Raw genomic sequence first — 18,991 nt, 5'->3', positions numbered from 1 at the left:
AATCGAACTATATTTCTAACATATTAAAATTATTACAAAGCGACAACAACCCCCAAAAATCGACAGAAAAACAGGAACTTTATAAAGTGAATGGTACAAATGGCGGATGTCCATTCCACTTACAAACTACAGTTACTAAAGGCTCAGGAAAAGATAAAAAAATTTTCTTTTGCCCATTTATACAAAGCTAAAAATAACTAACTCAAACTCTCTGAAGGGTGGAGACACATATGTTTTCAAATGTTGAAATAGGAATCGATTTAGGTACAGCAAATATTCTAGTATATAGTAAAAATAAAGGTATCATTCTGAACGAACCATCTGTAGTCGCAATAAATACGGAAGATAACAGTGTGGTTGCAGTTGGTACCGATGCAAAAAGAATGATTGGGAAAACACCTGGTAAAATAGTAGCAATTCGCCCATTAAAAAAGGGCGTTATCGCGGACTATAATGTCACTTCTGATATGCTTCGCCATGTTATGAAAAAAGTGGGACAAAAACTTGGATATTCAATCAGAAAACCGAATGTTGTCGTATGCACACCTTCTGGTTCTACATCTGTTGAAAGACGCGCTATCCAAGATGCAGTCAGAAATTGTGGAGCAAAACAGGTACATCTTATTGAAGAACCAGTTGCAGCAGCAATTGGCTCTGACCTACCAGTAGATGAACCAGTTGCAAATGTGATTGTTGATATTGGTGGTGGAAACACTGAAGTAGCAATCATTTCCTTTGGTGGAGTTGTGTCCTGCAATTCAGTTAGAATCGGAGGAGACCAACTTGACGAAGATATCATCCAATATGTACGTAAAAAGTATAATGTTCTTATCGGTGAACACACTGCGGAACAAGTAAAAATGCATATTGGTTACTGCCTGATTGACCATCCAGTAGAAACAATGGATGTTCGTGGGCGTGACTTGGTAACAGGACTTCCGAAAACTATTACGTTACGTTCAACTGAAATTCAAGATACATTACGTGAGTCATTATTACACATCCTAGAAGCAATTCGTTCAACACTAGAGGATTGTCCGCCAGAACTCAGTGGGGATATTGTGGATCGTGGTGTAATTTTAACAGGTGGTGGTTCATTGTTAAAAGGAATGCAAGAATGGCTTAGCCAAGAGATATTTGTCCCGGTTCATCTTGCACCAAACCCGCTCGAATCTGTTGCAATCGGTACTGGCCGTTCACTAAGTATCATTACTAAGCTACACAAATTAGCTAAATAACGAATAAACACCACCCTAAAATGGGTGGTGTTCTTGTATTCTCCTATAAATCTTCCACTTAAATCAGTTTTACAGTCGTTATTATTAAGATACTGTCGTTATTAGAAAACTCGGCGATTGCCGAGCCTTTGGCGACAGCAGAGGCGTAGTTGCACTTATGCAGATAGGAAAGAATTTTATGCTTTCCCTATCTGCAAAAAAATTCACTGTCGGTTAGCTGTTAACACTAATTTTTCTGTCAATAATAAAAAGATACTGTCACTACCCCAAAATAAAAAAGACAAACCCGAAGGCTTGTCCACAATGCTATGCTGTTTGCTGTAGCTTTTGTTTAGCCGCTGTGCGTTTATTTTTAAAATACCCAGCGCCTAATATAAACACAGTTAGAAATGCAACAATCACATATGAAACTGGGCCATGATGAATATGCATGAAATCAGTGAATCCCTTATCCTTCATCATCATTTCTCCAGCAGTCCAAGCAAGAATACCTGCACCAACATATGCAATCCATGCATAACGATTCATTGCTTTAACAATAAATTTAGAACCGAAGATCATAATAGGTATACTAATCGCAACACCTAGTGCAATCATACCAATATGTCCATCTGCAGCACCTGCAACTGCAACAACATTGTCCAGGCTCATAACAGCATCAGCCATAATGATTGTTCCAATAGCAGACATCAATCCATTAGAAGATTTAATATGTGCTTCGCCCTCTTCTTCTATTAATACTTTATAAGCAATAAAAAGAAGTAAGACGCCTCCAATTAGATTTACATACGGAATTTTTAGTAAGTAAACAATTATCGCAGCAAACAATACGCGAAGAATAACAGCTCCTGCCGTACCCCAGAATATTGCTTTATTTTGTTGATCCTTTGGTAGATTTCTAGTTGCCATTGCGATAACAACGGCGTTATCTCCCGATAGAATAATATCAATTGCTATAATCTTTAATAAAGCAATTGTTGCACCAGAAGAAATAGCTAGACCTAAAATGCTTAGCACATCCATCAGGTCCGTCCCCCTTAATATAGTAAAATAGTAAATGATATAATTTAGCATAAACCTATTTCCTAACACTTTCAACTTTTTATCTTAGTAAAAAAACCATAAAAATCCATATTAAACACTTATCAATTAGGTAACGATATAGTAAGAAGTTTTCTAATTTACCGATTTTCCCCACTAAATCTAAAAAAGGTTGACATGAAACCATTTGGTTTTATATCATTATAAATGCAACCATTTGGTTTCACTTTATTTTAAAGGAGAATATATATGACAAAAGTTCCTGATATTAAACAAGCAATTGTTATTGATGCACCAATACAAAAGGTTTGGAACCTTGTTTCTACTTCAGAAGGAATTAACTCTTGGTTTATGCCAAATGACATGGAGCCAAAAGTGGGACATGAGTTTCATCTTCAATCTCCGTTTGGTCCCTCTCCGTGTAAAATAACTGAGGTAAACCCACCTCACAAGTTAGCTTTTACATGGGATACAGATGGCTGGATTGTTGAATTTTTATTGAAAGAAGTCGAGGAAAAAACTGAGTTCACTCTAATTCATAGCGGTTGGAAGGATTCTGACGAAATGATTACTAAGGCTAATGAACATGCATCAGTTATTCGTGAGCGTATGAATCAAGGCTGGTCAGGCATTGTTAAGAAGCTTGCAGAAGTAGTTGAAGGCTAAATGTCAGCAACAGCTCAAAATCATGATGTTTTCCAAGCTATTGCAGATCCGACTCGCAGAGAAATTCTACGGTTAATCGCTGATAAAGAGCTCCCTATCTCTGAGATATCCAGTCGATTTCCTATGAGCCGTACCGCAATCAGTAAACATCTTCTTATCCTTTCAGAAGCTAACTTAGTTAGTAGTGAAAAGGTTGGAAGAGAAAAACGATTTCGATTACAGCCTGAAGCTTTTACCGAAATCCAGGACTGGTTGTCTTATTTTGAACAATTTTGGCACAATAAATTATCTATCCTAAAATATGTAGCTGAAAATGATAAAGAGTAAAAAAATCCTGAATGTTATTTTTCTATAATAACATTCAGGAGCTTATGTTCTCTCAGAGTATGTAGGTAATGACATAATTACAGTAGTTCCCTTTCCATTTTCACTTTCAATTGTTAACTTTCCTCCATGTTCATGAATAATAGAATGACATATCATCAAACCTAGTCCAGTGCCTTTTTCCTTAGTGGAAACAAATGCACTCCCAATCTTATCTAGCATCTCTTTTCGTATTCCACAACCGTTATCAATAATTCGGACGATAATGCCTTGACGTTGATGCTCTACCTTTATCTCAATGATGCCGCCATTTTCAATTGCTTCGATTCCATTCTTAATAAGATTTATGAATACCTGTTTAAGCTTATTTTTCTCACAGTTTACATAAACCTCTCTTGAATAATATTCTGTATGGATTTGTACGTTATGTAAAATCGCTTGGGTATTCAGCAGAATAACCACGTCATCTATTAATATACTAAGTTTCGTCTTCTCAAGATTAATCTTTTTAGGTTTTGCTAATAATAGCAGTTCACCAACAATCCCATTAATTCGTTCAATCTCCGCATCCATTATTTCAGAATAACTTTTAATAACCTCTTGCTTACTATCCTTATGAATAAGCTGAGCAAACCCTTTAATACTAGTTAATGGATTCCTAATTTCATGAGCTATTCCTGCTGCTAGTTCTCCAAGCACGGAGAGTTTTTCAGATTGTTGAATAAGCTCTTGGCTTTTCTTAAGCTCTGTAATATCTCGAATGACAATATATTCACTAACGCTTCCCTTGTATACAAACGGCATAAACTTTACCTCTACAAAGAATTCCTGATTATCAGCTGGGTGTATTAACCTTCCCTCTAGTATCCTTGTGAACTTCGTCTTACCTTCACTATTTCGAATTGAAGGAGTAAAATCCTTCAAATAGACTTCTAATGGCTTTCCTATAATAAATTTGCCACCTAATAGTTCCGTACCTTTTTGATTGATAAAAACGATTTTCTTCTTTCTTGTTATAACGATTCCATACGGAGCTTCCTCTACTAGCCTTTGAAACTCATCATTACTTCTTGCACGCAAAATCGCAAAAACCACTACAACTACTAGGAGGAGAAGTATAAAAATTCCCAGATAACGTAAAAAGCCCAATTCAAATAGATTGATAATTATCACAGCTAGAAAGCAAAGAAAAACAGTACAGTAAATAGCCAGTCTTCTCTTGTTTATCAATAGTCTTATCCCCCAGTATTATGAAGTGCAATCCTAATAGTTGTGCAATCACTGATCATAAAACATAAAAATACCCTACATCAAATAAGATGTAGGTCATGCTAAGGCTTTACTTTTTGAGTAATCCTCTCATTTACCAAGGCTATTTTAATACAAAGCAAATAACACTGTTATTTTCTCTTAAATTCCAATCGATGAATATATCTTGTACAGGTCTTTTAAAAATATCATTAAAATTCCCATCACGATGAAAAAAACTTTTTTCCAGTTCATCCTTCGTAAGGTACAACTCATTTTCAAAACCTTTTTCTAGTAAAGCCTTTTCAATTGCTACAAGTATACCTATCCGCTTAACGACATACATTTTCGGAGTTACTTGATAGGTCAAAATTTCATCAGGAACCTTTTGAACTAACCAACTAAGCCTACTAACTTCCGCTTCTAGAGCCGCTAAGTCGACATCAACATTTTTATCCGTTTCACTAACGGTCTCTTCAAATTCAACAATAATAACTCCAGTATTGTTCGGATAGATCCAATCATGATTGATTACAACTACCTGTTTTTCCAATGTAACCTGAATGACACCCTTTAACTCATCAAGGATACTTTTGATAACAACATACCGAAGATAATCAACTTGGGTATCTTGCTTTTCTTGTATAAGTACCTCTTCCATTGGAGATACGAATCCTTTTATATATAAAACCAGAAATTTCTCACCTAGAGATGCAGAGCAAGATTCAGGACCTCTTCCAAATTTACTACGTAATAATTTACTCGTATAACTACTAATATAATTTATTTGGTTTTGGACATCCATTTTGTTCCCACCTTAAGGGGCAGTACGTTACACAACTTGTAGCGATCCTCCCTTACTTTCCAACATTTTCAATATAAGTTTATTATCTCTAACTCATAGTAAAATATGTAGGGAAATCACTTACAGTAAAAAATAGTGTACAGAACATCCTCTTGGTAATCCCAGACAAGAAAAACTCCATCTAGTTCCTTAAGCAGAATCCTCTCAAAACGGCCAATATTCTTTAAGTAGTTGTTGCGGATTTCTATTTCCCTTTCTTCAAGTAGATATAGATAACCTTTTTCGTAAATAGTTCTTTCAACGGGAACAAGGTAACCTGCACAGCGAGCAATATAGATATCATTCCCTAGATTCGTTACATCAAATTCTCTAGGTTGATTAAATGAAAACTCACTTCTTTTTACTATTTCATTTTTAAGTAATTCAGCTTTGAGTCCGAGGTCACGATTCTCTCTACAAGCGTCACCTTCCAAAACAAACAACAATATCCCTGAATTATTACTGAAATTCCAATCTTGATAGACTACTGAAACTGTTTTCTCAAACCTTTCCTGTAGTTTCTCTTTCATACCTTCAAAAAGATCTTCTGTCAAAGAGGTTCTTATTATTTTTGCTGCCTTATTTTCATTTTTGTTTATCAACTCTTCTTCTATTTGCGTCATGAACCTTCTTACATGCACAACAACATAATTATCAGAAAAAGTTGTATAACAGGTCTCTGGACCTTTGCCGAACTTCGTTTTAATAAGCTTACTTATAAAACTACTTATATAAGTTAGCTCCTCCTGTTTGTGTATAGTCGATTTCATCTAGTTAATTTCTCCCTTTAAAAAATAAAAAAATGGCCTAACCTCAATAATGTATAGAGGTCAGGCCATGGTTAGACTTCAGATATTCTACCATTTACCATCAAAGTAAATATTTATCATTGTTTCAATTCATTAACATTTTTGGGTGATTAATGACAGCTAGACATTAATCTTTGTAATCATACCATGAAATTATAATTAGAACAAACAAAAATACTTTTAAAGAGCTTCCTTCAATTTTTTCATGCCAATTACTGAGATTCCTATCTTCCTACAGATAGTAACATAATGTAGAAGCGCCAATAGAACAGCCCCCATATTCATTCCGATGATGATACCTTCCATTTGTAAAGATTGTATCGAACCTAAAATAAACATGATTGAAAACGATATAAGAGTTGACCAGATATTATGAATAAATGCATCTTTTACAAGACCTAACCCAATTAAATAGGCTTGCATAGGTATTAGGAAGAAATGGAATAAGAAATATGGCCAAAGCATCTGTAGGTATACGGTTGCAGCAGTCGACTCAAAGAAAATGTGAGTGAGTGGATCTGCAAAGTAATAGAAAACGACACATACTGGTACTCCATATAAAAATGTCAGTCTCATTACTTGTTGTAATAGCGTTTGAAGCAATTCTGTATCGCGCTTTGCGTACGCTTCAGAAACTGTAGGGATTAGTACGATCAATAAGGAATGAGCAATAAATGCCGGAAAAAAACCAATTGATAAAGCAACACCTGACATCAGTCCAAAATGTTCTGTTGCTACCGCTGCAGGTAATCCTGCTTTTAAAAGAGCTGCCTTAATTAAAAATGGCTGAACAGCATGGGAAATCGCATGGAAAATCCGCATTCCTGTTGTTGGTAAGGATACCGCTAAAAGATTTTGCCGAACCATTTTTCCACTAAGAAACGACGCTGGCTTCTGTTTCATTCTTTGATACTGAATTATATACTCGTAGCCTAAATAAGCAAATACAATGATGTCACTTATGACCAATGTACATAATGCTATTAAAATCGAGGTTTGGATCTGAAAATCAAGAATTTGAAAAATAAAAACCAATAGGATAAGTTGAATCGCTTTTCTCAAAAAGTTCGCAAATGCAATTCTCCCCATTGACTGAATTCCCATAAAGTACCCTCTGGCAATAGATGTAAATGAGATAACTGGTACCAGGATAACAACAATCCAGCGAACAAGTGAGTGATAATCATCAAACACTGGAACTAGTGGTAAAACGACAATTGCCACTGAAAGGACCACTGCAGAAAAAACGGTGGTTAGTATTGTTGCATGCTTTAACATACTTTGGTGATACCTTTGTTCTTTCTCTGCTACAAACTTTGAGATGGAAACAGGAAGCTCCAGACTGGCTAAAATAACAATTAAAAAGATCGACGGTAAAATGGTCATGTAGAGTCCCATTCCATGACCACCAAGTTCTTTCGCTAACACAAGATTTATTAGGAATTCAACACACTCTCCAATAAACGCAGCTATAACAAGTAATAATGTTCCCTTGAAAAACGTCTTCATCCTGTAGCCCCTTATCTGAGTAATTTCGATACTCTATAGATATGAGACAAGGTATAAGATTATTTTCGATTTAATGAAAAAGGTGGACAAATTAATTCACCTTATTAAGAAAATATTAACAAGCTTAACAATAAAGCCCCCTTTAAACCACTCGCAATCTCGTTTATAATCGTTTTATGTGTGACATTTTTCAGACCATTATCTCTTATGAAAAAGGTGTATATAGATGAGTATATTAACAGTAAGAAATGTAAGTCATGGATTCGGTGATCGAGCGATTTTTAATGATGTATCTTTCCGCCTTCTAAAAGGTGAACATATCGGATTAATCGGTGCTAATGGTGAAGGTAAATCTACCTTTATGAATATCATTACAGGGAAGCTTGAGCCTGATGCAGGTAAAATCGAATGGTCAAAAAAGGTTCGTGTTGGGTATCTGGACCAGCATACTGTTCTTGAAAAAGGTATGACTATTCGTGATGTGCTGAATAGTGCATTTAAATACCTTTTTGACATGGAAACAGAAATGAATGAAATCTACGGCAAAATGGGTGACGCAACTCCAGAAGAACTAGAGCAGATGCTTGAAGACGTTGGAACCATCCAGGATGTTTTAACCAATAATGATTTCTATATCATTGATGCAAAGGTTGATGAAATAGCACGAGGTTTAGGTCTAGAGGATATTGGCCTAGAACGTGATGTTCAGGAACTAAGTGGTGGACAGCGTACAAAGGTTTTACTTGCTAAGTTATTACTTGAAAAACCTGATATCTTATTACTGGACGAACCTACAAACTATCTTGATGAACAGCATATCGTTTGGTTAAAACGTTATCTACAAGAATATGAAAATGCATTTATTCTTATTTCTCACGATATCCCATTTTTAAATAGTGTTATAAACCTTATTTATCACATGGAAAATCAAGAATTAAATCGCTATGTTGGAGATTATGATAATTTTAAACAAGTCTATGAAGTGAAAAAGCAACAGCTTGAATCAGCTTATAAAAAGCAGCAACAGGAAATATCTGAGCTTAAGGATTTTGTTGCTCGTAATAAAGCACGTGTATCAACACGTAATATGGCTATGTCTCGTCAAAAGAAGCTTGATAAAATGGATATTATCGAACTAGCTAAGGAAAAACCGAAGCCGGAATTTCATTTTAAACAAGGGAAAACATCTAGTAAATTAATTTTTGAAACGAAGGATCTTGTTATCGGCTATGATGAGCCACTTTCAAAACCTTTAAATCTCCGCATGGAGAGAGGTCAAAAAATTGCTTTAGTTGGAGCAAATGGTATTGGTAAAACCACTCTTCTACGAAGCATCTTAGGTATGAACAAACCTCTATCAGGAACAGTCGAACTGGGTGAAAATCAAGAAATTGGATATTTTGAACAAGAAATGAAAGAAGCAAACTACAATACGTGTATCGAAGAAATTTGGAATGAGTTTCCTTCCTTTAACCAATATGAGGTTCGTGCAGCGCTTGCTAAATGTGGTCTAACTACTAAGCATATTGAAAGTAAGATTGAAGTGCTTAGCGGTGGAGAAAAAGCGAAGGTACGTCTATGTAAACTAATTAACAAAAATACGAATATTCTACTTCTTGACGAGCCTACAAACCACCTTGATGTTGATGCTAAGGATGAATTAAAGCGTGCATTAAAGGAATATAAAGGCAGTATAGTATTAATCTCACATGAACCTGAATTCTACAATGAAGTTGTAACCGATGTTTGGAATGTAGAATCTTGGACAACAAAGGTATTCTAATAAAGTAAACGCAGAGCTTATAGGCTCTGCGTTTTTTATACAAGCACCCTTATTCTTTATTTGATGCTAATTTATTTCTATCTGCAGCTTTAGGCGGTTGTTCCATCCATCCTTTTTCAATCATTATCATGGCTGCTTCTTGCACAAACGTCCCAATTTTCAATAATGATTTTGTATAAATAAGGCTTACATCACGCCTTCCGTTTACCGCCACTGAGTTTCCAAAGGCTCTGATTTTCATTGTAAACATATCCATTTTATGAAAGAGCATCAATTTATCCGAAAAAGGTGAAAAAGTCGATGTTGTTACTAAATCATCAAGAAAAGTTGGTGTTGGCAAATTTTCATCATGTAGCTTTTTCATATAATTTTCAATATTTGACGTTGTCATATCTCTGCCTTTTTCAAATAATTTTCGAATTTTTTCATCCTTTGCTACTTGAGCAAACGACATTATGAGTGCCTTACTTGTTACATTATTTTCAATATTATCGTAAAAATGGGCAATCTCTAGTGCATGTAATGGCCGCACATGTCCAAAATATCCATTTAAAAAATCCTGATGAACAAATTCTACTTTCTCTGGAACCGGGATAATCGGCGGCTTAATAATTAACCCTTTATTCATCAAGATATCTTTAATTTGGTCAATTAAATCCATAGTTGAATCTATACAATATCTAAAGAATTCTTTTACATCTTGTCTATAGACTAAAGGAATTCCAACACTATATATGCTTAATCCTGCTTTAGCTGCATATTTCAGGTAATGGACATAAAACTCATCTTGATATAAACGTGGAGCACCCAGATTTACGTCTTCCTCACCAAAACCTTTCGGAACCGGGAATTTATCCTTTTCAAAAATTGTTTTTGATTTATTAAGGAAGTCTTGACTTAAATGTAGAGCATTTTCTAAAAGAGCTTTGATATCCTGGTCTTCTACATGTTGGAGAAAATACTTTAAGATGCAGATCGACATGCTGTTCCCAGTATAGGTAGCCCAAAGTTTTCCCATCTCAGCAGACGTTAATTCTTCGTTGGTATTTGTTTTATATGAACCTACTTTTATTGGTTTTATTGTTTTCATAATAACTCCTTCACCAACTTTTTCCTTTATTATTTACCCTGCTTAGGTGTACTATTCGGCTTTTTGACATCATGATTTTTCTCAAAAAAAAGCGAATTCAAATATGAATTCGCGGAGAAAAATTAATTATTATTTTTTTTATCGTAGTTATACCTTTTTATCCAACTTCTCGTTCTTCATCCCTTACATCCTCTAACTTACTATTACTTCGAGCATATAGACTTTCCTCTACTTCATGTAAAAGGAAGTTTGAAGCCTCTGTTCCAAAGAAGTGTAAACGGTGCAATGGTCGTGTCATTGCTACATAAAGCAACTTAATATCGATCTCATTTTTATGAAACTGTTCGTTATTGGAATAAATCAAAACTGCATCGAACTCTAAGCCCTTTGATAGATGAGAGCTAACAATTACGACTTCTTCCTTATTAATCTCTTCATTCTCTTTTAATAATTGAACTGGTAGATCACTATGTTTTTTAAAGGCCCTTGCAAGCTTTTCACATTCTTTATTCGTCTTTCCAATAATTGCAACTGTCTTCATTCCTTGGTTATAGAAACCTCTGATTTCGTCGGTCATTAGATTAACTGTATCTTGCTCAGAGTGTGGAAGCTGGTGAAAGATTGGTACGTCACCATGCCTAACAACAGGTTCTACCATCGGTAAATCTAACTGTAAAAGTTTTAACAACTGATTTGCTGTATTCATAATTTCAATAGTCGTTCGATAGCTTTTCTGCAGGGTTTTGTAGGTTGCTCTTGGGAAGATTTCTTCGAGAACAGGATCCCAATTGTTGATACCCCGGTAGGAATGAATACCCTGAGCCAGGTCGCCTACAATCGTAAACATATCTGTTTCAAGGGCACTTTTTAAAGCAGCCAGCTGAAAGTAACTATAGTCTTGCGCTTCATCAATTACGACATTACGAGCTTTTAATTCCTTTTTAAGTCCGTAAAGCTTCCCTTGTAAATATAGTAAAGCTGGTAAATCCTCTAACTCATAAACTCTTTCCTTAGTAAGCTTTTCTTGATACTTACTAAAAAACGTGATTTGCTCTTCTGAAAGAATTCCAGTTGCATAAGAAGGAAATAACTCATTTACGAACTTTTTATAATAATGGAATACATCGTGTCGAGGTATTTTCTTGATATAAGAGTTTACCGCTGTTCTCGATTGCTTCGTTATTTCCTCTATAAGTTCTGCCTGCTTATCCATCGCTTTCGAAACATATCGACGTCGTTTCTCGGGATCAAACTTCGTTTTGAATAATGCCTTGTCAAGCTTGTCATCATAAAACTTTGTAACTTTCTGTATCATTTTCTTTTTCTCTAGACGAACTGTATTTTGAAGAACATTCTTTATCTTCTCTACTCGCTTATAGTACGGAAGATAACGATATTCATAAGTCATTAAATGGCTAATATCTTTGGCTTTATACAGCCTGAATTGTGACACATAAAAATCTTCCTGTGGTAATAAAGAGCGTAAAATATCCTCTACATAATGATCAATAATATCTCTATACTCTAAGGATCCTTTAAAGGAAGATATCCACCGAATCATTTCTGGTTGTTCGAACTCATCATTAATAAAACCTAGAAGCTTAGATTCTGGTTTCGTTAATTTAATTGGTTTGCCAAGGCATTTTTTTACGTAGTCAACAAAGGTCGTCTGTAGGATATGGTCAACCCCGAGCTCTGGAAGCACCTCAGAGATATAGTCAATAAATAACCGATTTGGTGCTAGAATCATGAGTTGATCTGGCGAAAAGTATTCAGCATATGTGTAGATAAAATAAGAAATACGATGAAGAGCAATTGTCGTCTTTCCGCTTCCCGCTGCTCCCTGCACGATAATCGGTTTATTTAGATCCGCACGAATAATATTGTTTTGCTCTTCTTGAATGGTAGAAACTATATCCGTAAGTCTGTTGCTTGCACTTTCTGATAACGACTTTTGCAACAGCTCATCAGTTGTTGTTAAATCAACATCTCTAATCTCCGCAAGCTCTCCATCTTCAATAATAAATTGGCGCTTGAGCTTTAGATATCCATTGAACTCTTCTCCCTCAGCTTCATATGAAACCTCTCCAAGCCTGCCATCATAATAAAGATTAGCCACTGGAGAACGCCAATCCACAATAATCGGCTGTTGTGTTTCTTTATCAAACAAAGACACCTTGCCAAAATAAAGTACCTCTTCATTTCCCGTTTCATCTCTCGTAAAATCAATCCTAGCAAAATAAGGCTTACTACGATTTCGCTTTAGATTGCGCACCTCTTCATTTGTTCGTCTTAACAAAGTAGAGTTAGTAAGCATATTCAGGTAACTTAAACTACTATCCTTAAAATCTACCCCTTCAAGAGCACCCCTTAAGTTTTCCTTAAAATTCTCCTCCGACGACTCCGAAGCCCTAATCACAATATCCATATACTGCTTCGTAAACCGTAACCTCTCCACCTCATCCTCAAAATCCCGATGCCTCTCCTCCGACATCCAACCACCCCCCACTCACTTATCCACATATCCACATTATCCACAATGGTGTCAGGCACCTTAGAAATACATTTGTCCATCTCAGGAGGACACTTTAGTGTTTGCCCTGGTTTTGTTCCTTGTTTGCAAAGTGAAAAAACCATGAATTAGGTTTTAATTCATGGCGTTTGCTTTATGGGCATTGAAAGGAACAGTTATTAATCAGTATGCGTTTTCAAAAGACGTATTTTTCATTATATGGTATTAATTTGAAATCCGCAATTGATTTAAGAACTTTCTTATCTATATTATGAACAATTATTCTTCTTCATAGTCAATACTAACCAACTTGTCTTCAAGCCCTGTTTTACTTTGTTCCATCTATCACGAGATCTGCTCGAAGGTCAGGACGGTGAGATTCCACATATAACTCTTCTGCAATCATCCAGTTTTTCTCCCACATATCTCTGGCTTCTTCACCATCTCTTGCCAAACCTCTTGCTAGGCGAATTTCTCTAGGTGTGTCCACAAAGACTTTATAATCATAGTAATCAGTCATTTCATTTCGCGTTGAAGAAATGCCTTCTATTATTACAACTCCACCAACTGGAACTTGGTGCCATTCCGCTAAGGAATCTGTATTCCAGTCGTATCTCTGGTAGTTTCCGGCTCTATTTTCATTTAGAGGTAAGATAACTTGAGCCATCAATCGTTTCCAATCAAAATCTGCTCCAACCGGTTTCTCCTTTGGGTCAGCTTTAATTATTTGAGATGATGGAAAATAGAAATCATCAAAGTGTATGAGTGTCGCATCCTCAAACGAATCTTTTAATTTCCGTCCAAAAGTGCTTTTCCCAGATCCACCGCAGCCATCTACACCTATTAACAAGGTGTTACGTTTTCTTGGCAAAGCTAGAATTCGATCAGCTAGCTCTTGGTAACTTAAAATACTACCTTGTATTGTCACTAAACTCATTAACGTATCTCCTTTTTAAGTAAAAATGCAATCCTATACTTAGACATCAATTAGCTCTAAAAAGTTACGCGAGCCCTCTATTTATATAATGGGCACCAACCGGAGTTGCTCCTAGCTCTCTTGCCCACACCGATAACTGCCCAATATGATGAATTTCATGCGCAATTACATGATGCATCACTTCTTCATATGTAAATTGCCTCTTTCCATTTTCTAGTATTAATATCTTATCATTCATATCATCGGTCCATGACTCAACAAAACCCTCTACTACTGAATGCCACTTCAAATGAAGGGCCACAACATCCTCAAGAGTTGTATAGTCCTCAGGCTTTATGACAACCTCCTCACCGCCAATTAAATCATTAATCCAATCAAACTCAACTACTACAATATGTAGCAGCGTATGAAGGATGTTTCCCATACCACCTGTTCTTTTTTCTAATAGCTCTTCTGCAGAAAACTGCTTACACCACTCAAACCATTCACTCCGAACCTGCCAATTGTAATAGAATAACCTTTTCATATGTGAACTCCTTTATCCGACTTATCTAACAGCCATTATCATAAAATCTATTATTCTAGTTTATGATTCTAAGTGTCTTGTACAGTTATATAATTCAATATCCCAACTGTTTTCTTTGTATGTAATTACCGTTATGGATGTGTTTTTTAGCTTGTCTTCCAATGACTGTTGTGGAACCAGCCGCCTTAGCATATGCCTGATAAACGCACCATGACTTACAACTAATACATTGTCACTAGGATGCTTACCCTTTATTTCTTCGATAAAAGAAATCCCTCTATTATAAACGCTGTCTGGCTGCTCAACTCCTAGTTCTACCTCTCTCCAATTTACTCCCCATTTACTTATCCTTTCTTCCTCAGTAGTTCCTTCTATTAAACCTCCACCAACTTCCTGAAGTCGTTTATCAAAGTATATTTCCTGGTGTTTTAGATTCTTTTTAATTGTTTCTGCAGTTTGGCTCGCCCTCTTCAGTGGACTGGAGTAAATAATATTCCACTCTTCACCGCTCAAACGTGTTGCTAGTTTAATAGCTTCAGCCAATCCTTCCTGATCTAAAGGAATATCTGAACTTCCTTGAGCACGCCCTGCTTTATTCCATTCTGTGGTACCATGCCGAATAATACCTAATCTCAACATAATTGATCTACTCCAATCTACTATATTTTAAGCTATATCTAACAATATCTACCATATAATAATATAGGAACCTAGCTATTTTTATCCATAGCATATCAAATATTTAGTTCTACAAAAAACCTCTCTTTAATTACCTAAAATTACTATATAATGATATGTAGAAAAGATTCCACTGCTTATTTATTAATTAATAGAAAGGAATTTCCGATGACCACTGAACTTGTTCGTAAAAATAAAAAGCCGAAAAAATCAACTAAAATACTAAGTTTGTTACTGCTTATTATTGTAATTTTATTTTTGTCTGTGAATTTACTGCCTGTAAAAAAACAGGCCACTTGGAAACCATTTGATAGTGAGCGCCCACTTGTAATCGCCCACCAAGGTGGAGAACAGCTTGCACCATCAAATACAATGGAAGCTTTTACTCTTTCAAAAAAGCTAGGAGTAGACGTACTAGAGTTTGATATTCACATTACGAAAGACGGCCATTTAGTAACAATCCATGACCCAACAGTTGATCGTACAACGAATGGTAAGGGGGCAGTTGCTGACTTTACTCTAAAAGAACTGCAAGACCTTGATGCCGGTTACTCTTTTCAAGATTTAGAGGGAGAATACAGTTTTCGAGGAAAGGGTGCCTTTATTCCTAGTGTAAAAGAAGTATTTGAAGTATTCCCCGATACGCCAATGATTATTGAGATAAAGGATGATAACCCTCCTGAACGAATGAAGGAGGTTGCTGAAAAGCTTTGGCTATTAATTGAAGAATATAATAAAGAGGAGCAAGTAATTGTTGCTTCATTTGATCAAGCAATCATAGATACTTTCCAAGAATTTTCTAAAGGAAAAACACCCGTTGCTGCTGGTAGACAAGAGGTTACTAAATTTGTTGTGTTTCATAAGTTCTTTTTACGAAACCTGTATCAACCTCAAGTTGACTTTCTTCATATACCGACAAGCGATAGTGGATTTGACCTCGCTGATCAAACCGTCCTTAAAGGAGCACATAGAAGAGGTGTTGATATCCATTATTGGACAATTAATGACAAAGAAACAATGCAACAACTAATCGAATCAGGTGCTGACGGCATTATGACTGACAGACCAGACCTGATGATTGAAGTCCTTGAGGATTTGGGCTATTAGTAGAAACTTTATACGAAACGCAAAAGAGGCTCTCAACTTCGAGAGCCTCTTAAATATTATGAATTTGTAATTGTTGTGTCTACATTACCGCGCTTAATCATTTTGCGGATATATGGTAATACATAATAATCCGCCCCGAACTTTCCAGCGTTTGCGCCTGCTACTAAGATGAAGAATGTTAATAGGACCATTTGAGGGTTTGTGCTAGTTGTACCTGAGAACATGAATGCGAAGTTCATAATTGCTCCCATTAGAGCTGAAAATGTTGTAAAAATACCTAGTATGAGTGCTATACCTACTAAAAACTCTCCCCATGATACTATGAAATTAAATAACTCAGCATTCGGAAGTGCGAAGCCTTCTAAAAATGATGCCCACCAGCCAGATACTGCCGGGTGATCACCGGAAGATTTTGCAATTGCTCCTTGTAAAAACCCAGCTGACTCAAAACCACCTGTTATTTTTCCCCATCCGGCTGTCATCCAAGAATATCCTAGATACAATCTTATTACTGTTAAAATCGCAGATGCACTTATATGTTCCCTTAGCCATTTTACAACCATTTTCTTCACTCCCATTCTTTGTTTTAATTTACTTTCTTATTACACTTATATCATATCATTCTTAAATAATATTGGATGTTGTTTCCAGTGCGTTTCAACTTTTCGTAAAAACAATGTGTACTTTTTATTAATTCACAATTTATCCATTGCATTTAAGCAAAACACTTTTCTTTTGCGTTTTTTTATGTTATTATTCAAATAGTCAGAAAACTCAAAGCTACATAGGGGGATTACCATGATTCGTACAGGGGCAGCTGCATTTTTAAGCGTCTTTTTATTAATAATTGAAGGCTTTATTGTCATGAAAATAAAGAACTATACAGCAATTCAATTCGATAATATGCCATTACTTTTAAGTGTATTAGCAATGAACTTTTTCTTAGCCTTTTCAATTCTTACTCACATTAAGATGTGGATGGATAATAAAAGTGTGGATGAAACAGAAGCCGAACATTACAAATAAAATAAAAACAGGACCCCCTAGGTCCTATTTTTTTTCATATTTTATTGTTGAAAGCTTTCGTTCTTTCTTACATCAACCCATTGTTCCGTTTGCTCCAACGTTCCAGCCACACGGAAAAGTAAATCCTCTCTACCCCGTGCTGCCATGAACTGCACTCCACACGGTAGTCCGTTAGAAGTCATACCCATCGGGACGGAAATAGCTGGTTGACCCGTTAAATTAGCAAGCTGGGTAAAAGGAGTTCTTGAAAGACTCTTTTCCACTAATTGTTCTACCATACCAGATTTTTTTAACATACCACCTAATCCTAACCTACTGACTAATCCGATTAGCCTTTCTTCACTCGTTTTTAAGGCTAGCTCACCAATTGCAGATGGAGGGGCGGCAGTAGTAGGTGTCACATATAAATCGTATGTTTCATGAAACTTTTCCATTGCAATTGCTGCAATATCCCATTCTTGTAAACTTAGCACAAATTCACTTGCTGAAACACTATTTCCTAATAACCCCAATATCCAAGTAGAAGGCTCTACATCTTGGATGGTTGGCTTTCGTCCAAGGACATCCTTAAGTATTGACAGTGCAGCACCTACTTCCCCAAAGTATAGGGTCATATAACTATTCCCGATCTTCTGACCGTTTATTGGCGCATTTTTTTCCTCGACACTATGACCTAGTGATTCTAATAGTTTTACAGTTTGAATAACAGTCTCCTTACAGTCCTGATCAACCTCGGTCCCTAAAGGTGATTGAGTTGAAAATGCAATTCGAAGCTTTGGTAAAGGCTTAGATACTTCCTCAAGATAGCTCCCATAGTAAGGAATGGGGGTAAATGCATTTGTATTTTCCGGAGCACTTACTTCATCCAACATCGCTGCTGAATCACGAACTGACCTACTCAAGATATGATCAACAGAAGCTCCCTGCCATACTCTCCCAACTGATGGACCAGCGGGTGTTCGACCACGGGTTGGCTTTATGCCAAATAACCCGGTATAAGCTGCAGGTATACGAATTGAACCTCCTCCATCATTCGCTCCTGCAATCGGAACCATACCAGAAGCTACTGCAGCCGCAGAGCCTCCACTAGATCCACCAGGAGTATGTTCTGAATTCCAAGGATTTCTAGTTGCTCCATAGTGTTTAGGTTCTGTAATACCCATGAGAGCAAACTCTGGTACGTTTGTATGGCCTAGGATAATCGCACCCGTACTCTTTATCCTTCTGACAAACTCAGCATCCTGTGTTGCAACGTATCCACTATAAGCCTTCGAACCATGTGTGATTGGCTCTCCTTTTACTTCCTGCTGGATATCCTTCAACAAAAGCGGAACCCCACCAAATAACCCATCACCGTTGTGATTTCTTGCTAGATCCACCGCTTTTTCATACATTTCATGAATGACAGCGTTCAATTTTGGATTTAATTTTTCAATCCTTTGAATTGATGCTTCAACAAGCTCCATAGGATGAACTTCTTTATTTCGAACCAACTCTGCTAAACCCAGCCCATCAAACTGTTTAAACTCCTGCTCCTTCACCATATCCCTCCTTTTTATAATAAATACTTCTATGTAGGGATGCTAAACACCTTCATATAATGATTACTAACATTCTATGCTTTTTGCCTTAAAACAGAATATAGTAAGAAAA

At 36.3% G+C, this 18,991-nt stretch carries 18 protein-coding genes; 6 read left to right on the top strand and 12 right to left on the bottom strand.

Going from position 1 to position 18,991, the window contains the following annotated elements; genetic code table 11:
* Positions 1–230 precede the first annotated feature (230 nt).
* Positions 231–1,238, top strand: a complete 1,008-nt coding sequence (gene mreBH / locus AB3M96_RS07605; protein ID WP_412966985.1) for a rod-share determining protein MreBH — start codon at positions 231–233, stop codon at positions 1,236–1,238.
* Between the two features lie 306 nt (positions 1,239–1,544).
* Here mreBH and AB3M96_RS07600 read toward each other — a convergent pair whose 3' ends face one another.
* Positions 1,545–2,261, bottom strand: coding sequence for a TerC family protein (locus tag AB3M96_RS07600; RefSeq protein ID WP_412966984.1), 717 nt, complete (start codon positions 2,259–2,261; stop codon positions 1,545–1,547).
* A gap of 267 nt (positions 2,262–2,528) precedes the next feature.
* Between AB3M96_RS07600 and AB3M96_RS07595 the strand changes: the two genes are divergently transcribed.
* Together AB3M96_RS07595 and AB3M96_RS07590 are read left to right on the top strand one after the other, a co-directional pair.
* Positions 2,529–2,945 carry an SRPBCC family protein gene (locus tag AB3M96_RS07595; RefSeq protein WP_412966983.1) on the top strand — a complete coding sequence of 139 codons (417 nt, stop codon included), beginning with the start codon at positions 2,529–2,531 and terminating at the stop codon, positions 2,943–2,945.
* Positions 2,946–3,272: an ArsR/SmtB family transcription factor gene (locus AB3M96_RS07590; RefSeq protein WP_412966982.1), complete on the top strand. Its 327-nt coding sequence runs from the start codon at positions 2,946–2,948 to the stop codon at positions 3,270–3,272.
* A 42-nt stretch (positions 3,273–3,314) separates the two neighbouring features.
* On the opposite strand, the gene AB3M96_RS07585 is transcribed toward AB3M96_RS07590, so the two are convergent.
* From AB3M96_RS07585 to AB3M96_RS07570, 4 genes are all read right to left on the bottom strand, one after another.
* On the bottom strand, positions 3,315–4,499 hold the full coding sequence (locus tag AB3M96_RS07585) for an ATP-binding protein (RefSeq protein ID WP_412966981.1): 1,185 nt from the start codon (positions 4,497–4,499) through the stop codon (positions 3,315–3,317).
* A gap of 142 nt (positions 4,500–4,641) precedes the next feature.
* Positions 4,642–5,322: a Na-translocating system protein MpsC family protein gene (locus tag AB3M96_RS07580; protein ID WP_412966980.1), complete on the bottom strand. Its 681-nt coding sequence runs from the start codon at positions 5,320–5,322 to the stop codon at positions 4,642–4,644.
* 116 nt (positions 5,323–5,438) lie between these two features.
* Positions 5,439–6,131 (bottom strand): Na-translocating system protein MpsC family protein, encoded by a 693-nt coding sequence (locus tag AB3M96_RS07575; RefSeq protein WP_412966979.1) that lies wholly within the window; start codon positions 6,129–6,131, stop codon positions 5,439–5,441.
* A gap of 219 nt (positions 6,132–6,350) precedes the next feature.
* Positions 6,351–7,679 (bottom strand): polysaccharide biosynthesis protein, encoded by a 1,329-nt coding sequence (locus AB3M96_RS07570; RefSeq protein ID WP_412966978.1) that lies wholly within the window; start codon positions 7,677–7,679, stop codon positions 6,351–6,353.
* Between the two features lie 226 nt (positions 7,680–7,905).
* On the opposite strand from AB3M96_RS07570, the gene AB3M96_RS07565 reads away from it, so the two are divergent.
* The gene (locus tag AB3M96_RS07565) at positions 7,906–9,462 is read left to right on the top strand and encodes an ABC-F family ATP-binding cassette domain-containing protein (RefSeq protein ID WP_412966977.1); all 1,557 of its coding nucleotides are present in this window, start codon (positions 7,906–7,908) and stop codon (positions 9,460–9,462) included.
* A 49-nt stretch (positions 9,463–9,511) separates the two neighbouring features.
* Here the strand turns inward: AB3M96_RS07565 and AB3M96_RS07560 are convergent, their stop codons facing one another.
* From AB3M96_RS07560 to AB3M96_RS07540, 5 genes are all read right to left on the bottom strand, one after another.
* Positions 9,512–10,552, bottom strand: coding sequence for a DUF3231 family protein (locus AB3M96_RS07560; protein ID WP_412966976.1), 1,041 nt, complete (start codon positions 10,550–10,552; stop codon positions 9,512–9,514).
* A gap of 157 nt (positions 10,553–10,709) precedes the next feature.
* The gene (helD, locus tag AB3M96_RS07555; protein WP_412966975.1) at positions 10,710–13,046 is read right to left on the bottom strand and encodes an RNA polymerase recycling motor HelD; all 2,337 of its coding nucleotides are present in this window, start codon (positions 13,044–13,046) and stop codon (positions 10,710–10,712) included.
* 346 nt (positions 13,047–13,392) lie between these two features.
* On the bottom strand, positions 13,393–14,001 hold the full coding sequence (locus tag AB3M96_RS07550; protein ID WP_412966974.1) for a uridine kinase family protein: 609 nt from the start codon (positions 13,999–14,001) through the stop codon (positions 13,393–13,395).
* A 64-nt stretch (positions 14,002–14,065) separates the two neighbouring features.
* A complete protein-coding gene (locus AB3M96_RS07545) occupies positions 14,066–14,527 on the bottom strand; it encodes a DinB family protein (RefSeq protein ID WP_412966973.1) in 462 nt (153 codons plus the stop codon).
* A 60-nt stretch (positions 14,528–14,587) separates the two neighbouring features.
* Positions 14,588–15,166 (bottom strand): histidine phosphatase family protein, encoded by a 579-nt coding sequence (locus AB3M96_RS07540; RefSeq protein WP_412966972.1) that lies wholly within the window; start codon positions 15,164–15,166, stop codon positions 14,588–14,590.
* Positions 15,167–15,373: 207 nt separating this feature from the next.
* On the opposite strand from AB3M96_RS07540, the gene AB3M96_RS07535 reads away from it, so the two are divergent.
* On the top strand, positions 15,374–16,312 hold the full coding sequence (locus tag AB3M96_RS07535; protein ID WP_412966971.1) for a glycerophosphodiester phosphodiesterase family protein: 939 nt from the start codon (positions 15,374–15,376) through the stop codon (positions 16,310–16,312).
* A 56-nt stretch (positions 16,313–16,368) separates the two neighbouring features.
* Here the strand turns inward: AB3M96_RS07535 and AB3M96_RS07530 are convergent, their stop codons facing one another.
* Positions 16,369–16,875 (bottom strand): DoxX family protein, encoded by a 507-nt coding sequence (locus AB3M96_RS07530; RefSeq protein ID WP_412966970.1) that lies wholly within the window; start codon positions 16,873–16,875, stop codon positions 16,369–16,371.
* Positions 16,876–17,110: 235 nt separating this feature from the next.
* On the opposite strand from AB3M96_RS07530, the gene AB3M96_RS07525 reads away from it, so the two are divergent.
* Complete coding sequence (locus AB3M96_RS07525) at positions 17,111–17,338, top strand: hypothetical protein (protein ID WP_412966969.1); 228 nt, start codon at positions 17,111–17,113, stop codon at positions 17,336–17,338.
* Positions 17,339–17,379: 41 nt separating this feature from the next.
* On the opposite strand, the gene AB3M96_RS07520 is transcribed toward AB3M96_RS07525, so the two are convergent.
* Entirely contained in the window at positions 17,380–18,882 is a 1,503-nt protein-coding gene (locus AB3M96_RS07520; protein WP_412966968.1) for an amidase, read from the bottom strand.
* Between the last annotated feature and the right edge of the window lie 109 nt (positions 18,883–18,991).

This window comes from Ferdinandcohnia jepli, from assembly GCF_047246645.1.
Lineage (GTDB): Bacteria > Bacillota > Bacilli > Bacillales > Bacillaceae_L > Ferdinandcohnia.
The sequence above is the reverse complement of the archived record's forward strand: the minus strand, read 5'-3'. Positions and strand labels throughout refer to the sequence as shown.

Excerpts from the sequence above, each read along its gene's own strand:
- mreBH (WP_412966985.1), top strand. The coding sequence starts at position 231 with ATGTTTTCAAATGTTGAAATAGGAATCGATTTAGGTACAGCAAATATT.
- AB3M96_RS07600 (WP_412966984.1), bottom strand. The coding sequence starts at position 2,261 with ATGGATGTGCTAAGCATTTTAGGTCTAGCTATTTCTTCTGGTGCAACA.
- AB3M96_RS07595 (WP_412966983.1), top strand. The coding sequence starts at position 2,529 with ATGACAAAAGTTCCTGATATTAAACAAGCAATTGTTATTGATGCACCA.
- AB3M96_RS07590 (WP_412966982.1), top strand. The coding sequence starts at position 2,946 with ATGTCAGCAACAGCTCAAAATCATGATGTTTTCCAAGCTATTGCAGAT.
- AB3M96_RS07580 (WP_412966980.1), bottom strand. The coding sequence starts at position 5,322 with ATGGATGTCCAAAACCAAATAAATTATATTAGTAGTTATACGAGTAAA.
- AB3M96_RS07575 (WP_412966979.1), bottom strand. The coding sequence starts at position 6,131 with ATGAAATCGACTATACACAAACAGGAGGAGCTAACTTATATAAGTAGT.
- AB3M96_RS07570 (WP_412966978.1), bottom strand. The coding sequence starts at position 7,679 with ATGAAGACGTTTTTCAAGGGAACATTATTACTTGTTATAGCTGCGTTT.
- AB3M96_RS07565 (WP_412966977.1), top strand. The coding sequence starts at position 7,906 with ATGAGTATATTAACAGTAAGAAATGTAAGTCATGGATTCGGTGATCGA.
- AB3M96_RS07560 (WP_412966976.1), bottom strand. The coding sequence starts at position 10,552 with ATGAAAACAATAAAACCAATAAAAGTAGGTTCATATAAAACAAATACC.
- helD (WP_412966975.1), bottom strand. The coding sequence starts at position 13,046 with ATGTCGGAGGAGAGGCATCGGGATTTTGAGGATGAGGTGGAGAGGTTA.
- AB3M96_RS07550 (WP_412966974.1), bottom strand. The coding sequence starts at position 14,001 with ATGAGTTTAGTGACAATACAAGGTAGTATTTTAAGTTACCAAGAGCTA.
- AB3M96_RS07545 (WP_412966973.1), bottom strand. The coding sequence starts at position 14,527 with ATGAAAAGGTTATTCTATTACAATTGGCAGGTTCGGAGTGAATGGTTT.
- AB3M96_RS07540 (WP_412966972.1), bottom strand. The coding sequence starts at position 15,166 with ATGTTGAGATTAGGTATTATTCGGCATGGTACCACAGAATGGAATAAA.
- AB3M96_RS07535 (WP_412966971.1), top strand. The coding sequence starts at position 15,374 with ATGACCACTGAACTTGTTCGTAAAAATAAAAAGCCGAAAAAATCAACT.
- AB3M96_RS07530 (WP_412966970.1), bottom strand. The coding sequence starts at position 16,875 with ATGGTTGTAAAATGGCTAAGGGAACATATAAGTGCATCTGCGATTTTA.
- AB3M96_RS07525 (WP_412966969.1), top strand. The coding sequence starts at position 17,111 with ATGATTCGTACAGGGGCAGCTGCATTTTTAAGCGTCTTTTTATTAATA.
- AB3M96_RS07520 (WP_412966968.1), bottom strand. The coding sequence starts at position 18,882 with ATGGTGAAGGAGCAGGAGTTTAAACAGTTTGATGGGCTGGGTTTAGCA.